Raw genomic sequence first — 9,181 nt, 5'->3', positions numbered from 1 at the left:
AACATTTTGATTTATTATGTTGCATTACAGATTGATTTTTATAGACATTTTATTTAACCAATTGATTACCATTGATAATTGATTAATTTTTTTGTTATATATTATATTTCTGTATTTTAAAGCATCAATTAAAGGTTTTTAACTCACAAAAACCAAAAATATGAATTTATCATCTAAATGATTTCACTTACATCGTGTCATTTCACAGAGTGGCTTTATTTAGCAATCAAAAATGGACTATTATTGTGAAAAAAATGATTAAAATATGATAACAATTAGTTAACCACGAAAGTGGTTTACTGACACTCTTAATTGGAGTAATTAAATCATGATAATTCAAAAAAAATGAATAAATAAAATTATTAACTAATTTTATTTTTAAAGGCTGGAAAATAAATTAGTTGAGTATGTTGTTTGTGGCTTTAAAAATAATTATTGCCCTTAATATGCATAAGAATACCTCAGTTTTATCAAATCAATTGCCTAAATAACTGAGGTATTCTTGGTGTTTAGTTCATATTATTATGTTTAGTGCTAGCCTTATGTTGATACAAGTGATTAAATTGCTTATTGATTCAACCAAATACCACTAAACCTTTTTTCATTACTCGCAGTATAAATTACAGTATGGGCGATATTTCGATGCCCTAAATAGTCTTGGATTAATCGTGTATCCCGACCTAAATCAGCTAATGCATAGCCGCATGCATGCCTTAGCATATGAGGATGAAGCTTTACAGGAAGCCCAGCTATTTTTCCATACTGCTCAAATAAACGATAAATTTGATAACGAGAAATTTGGCTTCCCTTTTGTGAAATAAATAGACAATCTGATCCCGCTGTTTTCCAAGAATCTCTTTCAACTAGCCATTTTTCAATCGCATTAAACTCTTCGGGAATTATAGGCTGTACGGTAGACAGCCCTCCTTTTAGTCTCCTAATAAATATCACTTTCTGCACTAAATCAATATCAGCCATTGTGATATGAGTGAGCTCACTAACTCTTAACCCATGCAAAAAGCTCATTAATAACAAGCAATAATCGCGATTAGGATAGCGACCTTGCTTTGTAGCATCCAATAAAGAATTCACCTCTGTACGTGTAATAAATTTACGTTTAGTCATTATGATCTCATCTATACCTCGTTATATTTTGCTATATACCAACGATAAATTAACTAAAAATAATAATTTTTCAGAAAATTAAATATAATATGTCAGAAAGGTCAGTGATGATACCGAAATGCAAGCACTTAATCATAATATCACTAAGGCATAAAAGAACAGAATTGTGAGTGGTTGAGTGATAAGTTGATTTATAAGGTAATTATGTTGTTTTCATTGCATGAATGATGAGCGATAAAGGCGTCCTCACATGGGGTGTCAGTCTATATCCCTTTTCACCCTCTAATACGAAATAGTGTATACTTGCCGACAAGAAATTTATTCACGGTTAATTAAATAATGAAAGAAATTGAAAAAACACAAATTAAGCTTCTTAGCGACCGCTTAGACCTTATTCGTCACCAGATGGCAAGTATGCAACTGACGAGCGATGCAGAAAAATACGCAGAACTCGAAAAAGAAAAAGTGACGTTGGAAACTGAAATTACTCGCCTGAAAGCGGTGCGTAACATAAAGCTCAGCAAAGAAGCACAGAAGTTAGTCGATATGCCATTCAAACGACCCATCACTAAGAAAGAACAAGCCGATCTTGGCAAATTGAAGAAGTCCGTGCGAGGTTTGATAATTGTCCATCCAATGACGGCATTAGGCCGCGAAATGGAACTGGATGTTATGACTGGTTTTTCTAAAACGGATTTCTAGTTAGGGAATCAACCTAACTAAAACCTGTAATGACTCACTAATACTAAAAGGTTCTTAGTACACTTTTCGTGGTTATGAACCGTTAGTGAGTATGAGTTCCCCCTTGTTTACTACGACCACCTCAGGTACTAAGCTAATTTTAGCAATTTAACTAAAAATAGTGATTCTACTATTTTTCTACTTTCCTATTTTCAACAAACCTTTCAGTGCCACAATATTCACCCTGAGCCCTTCAGTTTCTATTTAACTTTAACTATTGACGTTTTTGAGCGCTCACAGGAGTCGTACTTGATGGGTAATGGTATTGATATTAAATGAGTTTACTGAGTTGGATAAATAGCAGTGCCCCCATTAATGCCCCCAGATTGGTTTTTGAGTGGTAGGCTTTAAGAAAAAATCATTTCCTTCCTCTATTCTTTTGCGCATCACTATTCTTTTTTTTAGTTAAGAAATCGATCCTTTTAGGGAGTCCTGAGTTGAGGCAATCAATAACAAATTTGGCATATTCTACAAAATACTCAACCTCATGCTTTTTGATAAACTTACCTGTATGCGCTATTTCATTCCTTATTTTCCTGAGTGATTTTGGGCCGACAAATATTGCATTATATGCATCAACATTTATTCCTTTAATATGCTTCAAAGGCCTCCAATTAGCGTGGATAAATGATAAATTATCAGGCCAAGGATCTTGAATTTTATCATAATATTTATTTAATCGGAGAAGTACCTCAATGTTGCACCATAACAAAAACACTGCCAAACTTGGTTCACAATTGAAAATATGAGTTGCCCTTGTTTCATATTTTTGTTCTTCCAACAGCTTGAAAGATTCATAAGCTTGTGTGTGTAATCTATTAATTTTAGCCATTTAGTTATCCGGATAGAAGATTAGGAAGCAAAGCATCACGCAAACTAGAAAACTACTTCTTTTGCTTACTTGTTTCCAGTAAATCTTTCAGCGCCGCAATATTCGCCCTCGCCCCTTCGGCCTCTTTCAGTTGACGACGTTTTTGAGCAAAAATATCAAACATTTCTTTAGCTTTTTCGTCAGCAGATTTCTTACTAATCCCACCAGCACCTTGCAAAACATCACGGTCATTGAAACTTAAAAACTGATCCAGCTTTATATCCCAATCCTGTAAAAAAACCTGCTTACGGCGCAGTGCTTGGTCTTCGGCAAAGTCGAGCCACATATTGACAATACGGTTTAATTCTTTCAGTTCATTTTCACGTAGATAATTCTTCGCAACCGTTACATCCGTTTTACGAACTTCATCAAATTTATAGCTGGTTAACCCCATATCCGGCTGACTGGCATCTGCACGGCTAGCAATAAGCTCAGCGGCAGTCATGCCCGTACAAGCAAAATGCAATTTGTTTTGGATAGTTTGAAAAAAACGAGTGGTTTCTTTATTTGAAGGCTCATAATCCGCTGCCATGGTGAATATCTCCTTCACCCGTAAATACACCCGTCGCTCACTGGCGCGTATATCACGGATGCGTTCGAGCATCTCATCAAAGTAATCTGGCACGACTGACTGACCGATAGGCGGGTTTTTCAGCCGCTCATCGTCCATCACAAACCCTTTGACCAGATACTGTTCCAGCGTTTGTGTTGCCCACTGACGAAACTGTGTACCGCGAACTGAACGGACACGGTAACCGACCGCTAGGATCATAGAAAGGTTGTAATGCAGCGTATTGCGATTAACCTGTCGATTACCTTCTTGTCGAACTTGTAAGAAAGACTTACAAGTTGAATTTTGTACAAGCTCACCCTCTTCGTAAACCGCTTTAACATGTTGAGTTATTGCCTGAGGTGTTACCTGATAAAGATTGGCAATTTCAGCCTGAGATAACCACAGCGTATCAGATTCAAAGCGGCATTCGACGCGAGTCTGACCATCTTCACTGCGGAATAAAACAAATTCGCCCTGTGGTGCCTCAAGAAGATTATCACTCATCAAATTGCCCTCGGTCTATGTACCATGAGTAAACTATGAACAACAATATAGCATATTTAACAAAAAAATAAGGCCACCAGCAAATAGATAGCAAGCACATTATTTTATGTAAAAACAATGTACTACTATTACCTATATTCATTCTCTGCAAGAAAAATGTTTGTGCATCTTTTCAGTCATCACCCACAATGCTTTATTTAATTTAATATCCCCATCAATACCATTTACTGAACAAGTACAAGCTCACTTACCTTTTGCATTTCGTCCCGATAATCCACCTTTAATTAAGCTCTCCTGCAAACGTTGATATAACCTCGAGATATAACCCCCCTCCATCGGTCATTTTATAGGGGGTTACCATTGGCCTTGAGGCCGCTACCTGGCAGGCGTAAAGCTTCATTGTGGGGGCATCCAAAAAATAGGGAAAAATTATGCCCCCAATTTTGCCCCCAAACAGGGGTAGAAACCAGTAAACAAGGGGAGAACCAGACAGACTTTGAGATGATTAATCTTATTGATTTAAAAGGAAAATATAGCTTTTAGAAGAAATTCAGAAACTGCGTTTGGCGGAAGATCACAGGAGTCGAACCTGCCCGGGACTGCTGGCAGCCCCAACTGGATTTGAAATCCAGCCGCCTCACCGGAGACGACGATCTTCCTCTATAGATTGGAAAATGATTATAGACTGAATTCATTATTTTCCAAAGCATTGAAACTACAACTATTGCCTTTATTGATAAAAGCCAACAAAAAACCCATTTATTGATAAGTGTTAATAAGAAAAAACGCTAGATTGATGTTGAGGTTTGTACATCTGCCCCCATATACTTTCTTATATTCGCTATGGCGTACTGGTTATATGATCCATAACATTAGCCCTATTTGGGTATAAGTTCGCCATTTAACTTTTATTGTCAACACAGTAAGCCTTGGCCTACGAGCACAAGCCTGCAATCACAGGATGTTTTATGACAAATTCATTATTAGCCGATTCCGCACTACCCCGCTTTTCTACTATAGAGCCTGCGGATGTTTTCCCCGCAGTCCAACATGTACTCAATGAATATCGCCAAACAGTAGAAAACCTGCTGAGTGCAACGGATCAATACACTTGGGACAACCTGTGCCAACCTTTAGAAGAAGCCAGTGATAAGCTTTCTCGTGTTTGGTCACCAGTTAGTCATTTACACTCGGTGAAAAACAGCCCAGAACTGCGCGAAGAGTATGAAAAATGCTTGCCGTTACTGTCTGAATTCAGTACTTGGATGGGGCAACATGAGCCTTTATATCAAGCTTATAAGTCATTAAAAGAAGGGGCTGAATTTAATTCCCTTAGCCAAGCTCAACGTAAATCAATCGAAAATACCTTACGTGACTTTGAATTATCAGGCATTGGTTTACCCGTTGAAAAACAGCAACGTTACGGTGAAATCGTCGCACGTTTGTCGGAGATAGCGTCTAAATTTAGCAATAACGTCCTTGATGCTACCATGGGTTGGAGTAAGCTCATTAAAGACGAAAATGAATTAGCGGGTATGCCAGAAAGTGCAATTGCAGCAGCAAAAGCCATGGCTGAATCAAAAGGTGAAGAAGGCTACTTACTCACCCTGGATATGCCAAGCTATTTACCTGTTATGACCTATGCTGACAATGCAGAATTACGTCGTGAGATGAGTCATGCATATAGCACCCGTGCGTCTGACCAAGGTCCAAATGCAGGTAAATGGGATAACAGCGAATTAATTGATGAACTGATGGCCTTACGCCACGAACTAGCGCAATTATTAGGTTTTAAAAACTACGCAGAAAAATCCCTAGCGACCAAAATGGCCGAATCGCCAGAGCAAGTGCTGAATTTCCTCAATGATTTAGCCGACCGAGCTCATCAGCAAGGGGAAAATGAACTGGCTGAACTGACCGCTTTTGCTAAAGAGCATTATGGTGTCGATACGCTTGAATCATGGGATCTAGCCTATTACAGCGAAAAACAAAAACAACATAAATTCTCATTAAATGATGAGCAGTTACGCCCTTATTTCCCTGAACAGCGCGTCCTGAATGGGTTGTTCGAGGTTGTACATCGTATCTATGGTTTAACTGCCAAAGAACGCAATGACGTCGAAACATGGCATAAAGATGTGCGTTTCTTCGAACTCTATGACGAAACCAATGCCCTGCGTGGTAGTTTCTACCTTGACCTCTATGCCCGTGAAAACAAACGTGGTGGGGCTTGGATGGACGATTGTGTAGGTCGTATGGTGCATAAAGATGGCTCACTACAAAACCCTGTCGCTTACTTAACTTGTAACTTCAACAAGCCACTCGGTGATAAACCTGCACTGTTTACCCATAATGAGGTCACTACCTTATTCCACGAATTTGGTCACGGCTTACATCATATGTTAACGCAAATTGATGTTGCAGATGTTGCAGGGATTAACGGTGTGCCATGGGATGCTGTCGAACTACCAAGTCAATTTATGGAAAATTGGTGCTGGGAGCCCGAAGCCCTCGAATTTATTTCTGGCCATTATGAAACTGGCGAACCATTACCAACAGAAATGCTCAATAGCATGTTAGCGGCGAAGAATTACCAGTCAGCCATGTTTGTTCTGCGTCAGTTGGAATTTGGTCTATTTGACTTCACCTTACACGCTGAATATGACCCAGCAAAAGGTGCGCAAGTCATGCCAACGTTATATGCAATTAAAGATAAAGTCGCAGTGGTTCCTTCACCTACATGGTCGCGCTTCCCACATGCTTTTAGCCATATTTTCGCAGGTGGCTATGCAGCAGGCTATTACAGCTACTTGTGGGCAGATGTGCTCGCGGCAGATGCATACTCACGCTTCAGTGAAGAAGGTATCTTTAATCGTCAAACGGGTCAGTCCTTCCTCGACAATATCTTAAGTCGTGGGGGTTCTGAAGAGCCAATGGCACTGTTTGAACGCTTCCGTGGCCGCAAGCCAGAACTTGATGCGATGTTAAAGAGCTATGGTATCCATGGCTAATGACATTGCGATCCAGTTGATCTGTGAAGAGGGTGCCGATCCCGGCACTCTCTCTCAACTTTCTGAAAAATGGCAGCTTTCTCATACCCCTGATGCCGTTATGGCTGTCGTACTTACGCCTGAAAATTTACAACTGCGTAAGCTAGATGAACCTAAATTAGGAGGAATTTTTGTCGACTTCGTCTCTGGGGCTATGGCCCATCGCCGTAAATTTGGAGGGGGTCGTGGTGAAGCTGTTGCCAAAGCTGTGGGAATCAAAAAAGATTATATTCCCGATGTGATTGATGCCACTGCTGGCCTAGGGCGTGATGCCTTTGTTCTCGCCGCTCTCGGTTGCCATGTCCGCATGTTGGAGCGCCATCCTGTGGTTGCTGCACTATTGGACGATGGCTTACAACGAGGCTATCAAGATGCAGAAATTGGCCCATGGTTACAAGAACGAATGTCATTGATTCATGCATCCAGTATTACAGCACTAAGCGAAATAACCCACGCGCCTGATGTTATCTATCTTGACCCGATGTACCCTCATCGACAAAAAAGTGCTTTAGTGAAGAAAGAAATGCGAGTATTTCAGTCATTGGTGGGAGCAGATGATGATGCAGATTCATTATTAGCCCCTGCGATTGCTTTGGCTAAACGTAGAGTAGTTGTTAAGCGCCCTGACTATGCAGAGCCCCTTGCGGGACAAAAAGCGCCATCAGCGATTACCACTAAAAACCATCGGTTTGATATCTATCCATGCATTAAAGATAACGAATAAACGTAACGGCGAAGGGCGTATGTACAGGTGAATTTATCAGTATGATACAGCCGCCCTTTCGCGTACGTTTTGAGGTCAGAGAATTACAACACACCCTGCCCAAGCATTGCATCAGCGACTTTTACGAAGCCCGCGATATTAGCACCTTGAACATAGTTTGTTTGTTTCTCTTCACCACCGAATTCCACACAATGCTGGTGAATATCCAACATGATATGGTGTAGACGAGCGTCAACTTTTTCAGCTTTCCAACCTAGACGAGCCGCATTTTGAGCCATCTCAAGACCTGACGTTGCCACACCACCTGCATTAGCCGCTTTACCTGGAGCAAACAGCACTCCCGCTTCAAGGAACAGTTCGGTTGCAGGGATCGTCGTTGGCATATTAGCCCCTTCAGCGACCGCTTTAACACCATTTTTGATTAACACTTTTGCTGCATCAACATCCAGCTCATTTTGTGTTGCACATGGCAGAGCAATATCGACAGGCACATTCCATGGTTGCTGGCCCGCTAAGTAAGTTAAGCCAAACTCTTTTGCATATTCTTCAATACGACCATAGTTGTTTTTGATTTCTTCCAAACGTGCAAGTTTTTCTGTTGTAAAACCGTCTTCATCAACCACAGTACCGCTTGAATCAGAAGCTGTAACCACTTTAGCGCCAAGCTCCATACATTTTTCAATGGTGTACTGTGCAACGTTACCTGAACCGGAAACTGCTACACGCATCCCTTCAAAGCCTAGGCCATGGCGTTTTAGCATTGCATTTGTGAAATAAACCAAACCGTAACCGGTTGCTTCAGGGCGAATTAAACTACCACCAAAAGACAATCCTTTACCGGTGAATACACAAGAAGTGTCATTAGACAGTTTTTTCATCATACCTGTCATAAAGCCCACTTCACGACCACCCACACCAATATCCCCCGCAGGGACGTCAGTATTAGAACCAATATGGCGATAAAGTTCTGTCATCAATGCTTGGCAGAAACGCATCACTTCACCATGGCTTTTACCTTTAGGATCAAAGTCAGAGCCACCTTTACCACCACCCATTGGCAATGTGGTCAGGGCATTTTTCAGTGTTTGTTCAAAGCCTAAAAATTTCAGAATGGATAAATTCACAGATGGATGAAAACGCATACCACCTTTGAATGGGCCGATTGCAGAGCTAAATTGTACACGCCATGCACGGTTGACTTGAACTTTACCTTGGTCGTCTACCCAACACACTCGAAATTGAATTACACGTTCAGGTTCAACAAAACGCTCAAGTAATGCTTGGTCACGATACTTCGCATTTTGCTCTAAGAACGGCCAAAGGGAAGTGAATACTTCACGTACCGCTTGTAGAAATTCAGGTTGAGAAGGGTCTCTTTTTTGGACAGACTCCAAGAACGAAGATAGTGATTGTGTCATCTATGTCTTCCTTTTTAACATGTAGTTGTTGTGATGTGCCTCACTCTTTCTTATCATTATTTTTAGGAAATGTGAGGTTGATTTGCGTTTGCCTATTGAATATATCATTAGTTTGTATTCTAAATTCAAGGTTTTTTTTCACTCTATAGCAAAATAAATTGCTTGACCTGCCAATAACTCCCTCAAAATACATAT

General features: G+C 40.4%; 7 protein-coding genes, 1 tRNA gene and 1 pseudogene. 3 read left to right on the top strand and 6 right to left on the bottom strand.

The genetic code is table 11. From position 1 onward, the window contains the following. Positions 1 to 567: 567 nt before the first annotated feature. Positions 568 to 1,125 carry a tyrosine-type DNA invertase gene (locus tag PSE60_RS19765; protein WP_210836456.1) on the bottom strand — a complete coding sequence of 186 codons (558 nt, stop codon included), beginning with the start codon at positions 1,123 to 1,125 and terminating at the stop codon, positions 568 to 570. 339 nt (positions 1,126 to 1,464) lie between these two features. Here PSE60_RS19765 and PSE60_RS19760 point away from each other — a divergent pair, with 339 nt between their 5' ends. Then, positions 1,465 to 1,827, top strand: coding sequence for a YibL family ribosome-associated protein (locus PSE60_RS19760; RefSeq protein WP_272666523.1), 363 nt, complete (start codon positions 1,465 to 1,467; stop codon positions 1,825 to 1,827). A 397-nt stretch (positions 1,828 to 2,224) separates the two neighbouring features. Here PSE60_RS19760 and PSE60_RS19755 read toward each other — a convergent pair whose 3' ends face one another. The 4 genes and pseudogenes from PSE60_RS19755 to PSE60_RS19745 all read right to left on the bottom strand — a co-directional run bounded on the left by PSE60_RS19755 (position 2,225) and on the right by PSE60_RS19745 (position 4,453). Beyond that, a complete protein-coding gene (locus tag PSE60_RS19755) occupies positions 2,225 to 2,698 on the bottom strand; it encodes a hypothetical protein (protein WP_272666522.1) in 474 nt (157 codons plus the stop codon). Between the two features lie 52 nt (positions 2,699 to 2,750). Beyond that, entirely contained in the window at positions 2,751 to 3,794 is a 1,044-nt protein-coding gene (locus PSE60_RS19750) for a virulence RhuM family protein (protein ID WP_272666521.1), read from the bottom strand. A 138-nt stretch (positions 3,795 to 3,932) separates the two neighbouring features. Beyond that, positions 3,933 to 4,106 (bottom strand): annotated as a pseudogene (locus tag PSE60_RS20665) (DUF932 domain-containing protein); the annotation flags it as partial. Between the two features lie 252 nt (positions 4,107 to 4,358). After that, positions 4,359 to 4,453 (bottom strand) — tRNA-Sec (locus PSE60_RS19745). Positions 4,454 to 4,762: 309 nt separating this feature from the next. On the opposite strand from PSE60_RS19745, the gene prlC reads away from it, so the two are divergent. Both prlC and rsmJ read left to right on the top strand, forming a co-directional pair. Further along, entirely contained in the window at positions 4,763 to 6,805 is a 2,043-nt protein-coding gene (gene prlC, locus PSE60_RS19740; RefSeq protein WP_272666520.1) for an oligopeptidase A, read from the top strand. Continuing rightward, positions 6,798 to 7,568: a 16S rRNA (guanine(1516)-N(2))-methyltransferase RsmJ gene (gene rsmJ, locus PSE60_RS19735; protein WP_210836449.1), complete on the top strand. Its 771-nt coding sequence runs from the start codon at positions 6,798 to 6,800 to the stop codon at positions 7,566 to 7,568. The genes prlC and rsmJ overlap by 8 nt, the downstream gene beginning before the upstream one ends. 83 nt (positions 7,569 to 7,651) lie before the next feature. Here rsmJ and gdhA read toward each other — a convergent pair whose 3' ends face one another. Further along, entirely contained in the window at positions 7,652 to 8,986 is a 1,335-nt protein-coding gene (gdhA, locus tag PSE60_RS19730; protein WP_004263145.1) for an NADP-specific glutamate dehydrogenase, read from the bottom strand. Positions 8,987 to 9,181: the final 195 nt, after the last annotated feature.

This window comes from Providencia sp. PROV174, assembly GCF_028480685.1.
Taxonomy (GTDB): Bacteria; Pseudomonadota; Gammaproteobacteria; order Enterobacterales; family Enterobacteriaceae; genus Providencia; species Providencia rettgeri.
This window is presented reverse-complemented; position numbering and strand designations above follow the sequence as displayed.

Excerpts from the sequence above, each read along its gene's own strand:
- PSE60_RS19765 (WP_210836456.1), bottom strand. The coding sequence starts at position 1,125 with ATGACTAAACGTAAATTTATTACACGTACAGAGGTGAATTCTTTATTG.
- PSE60_RS19760 (WP_272666523.1), top strand. The coding sequence starts at position 1,465 with ATGAAAGAAATTGAAAAAACACAAATTAAGCTTCTTAGCGACCGCTTA.
- PSE60_RS19755 (WP_272666522.1), bottom strand. The coding sequence starts at position 2,698 with ATGGCTAAAATTAATAGATTACACACACAAGCTTATGAATCTTTCAAG.
- PSE60_RS19750 (WP_272666521.1), bottom strand. The coding sequence starts at position 3,794 with ATGAGTGATAATCTTCTTGAGGCACCACAGGGCGAATTTGTTTTATTC.
- prlC (WP_272666520.1), top strand. The coding sequence starts at position 4,763 with ATGACAAATTCATTATTAGCCGATTCCGCACTACCCCGCTTTTCTACT.
- rsmJ (WP_210836449.1), top strand. The coding sequence starts at position 6,798 with ATGGCTAATGACATTGCGATCCAGTTGATCTGTGAAGAGGGTGCCGAT.
- gdhA (WP_004263145.1), bottom strand. The coding sequence starts at position 8,986 with ATGACACAATCACTATCTTCGTTCTTGGAGTCTGTCCAAAAAAGAGAC.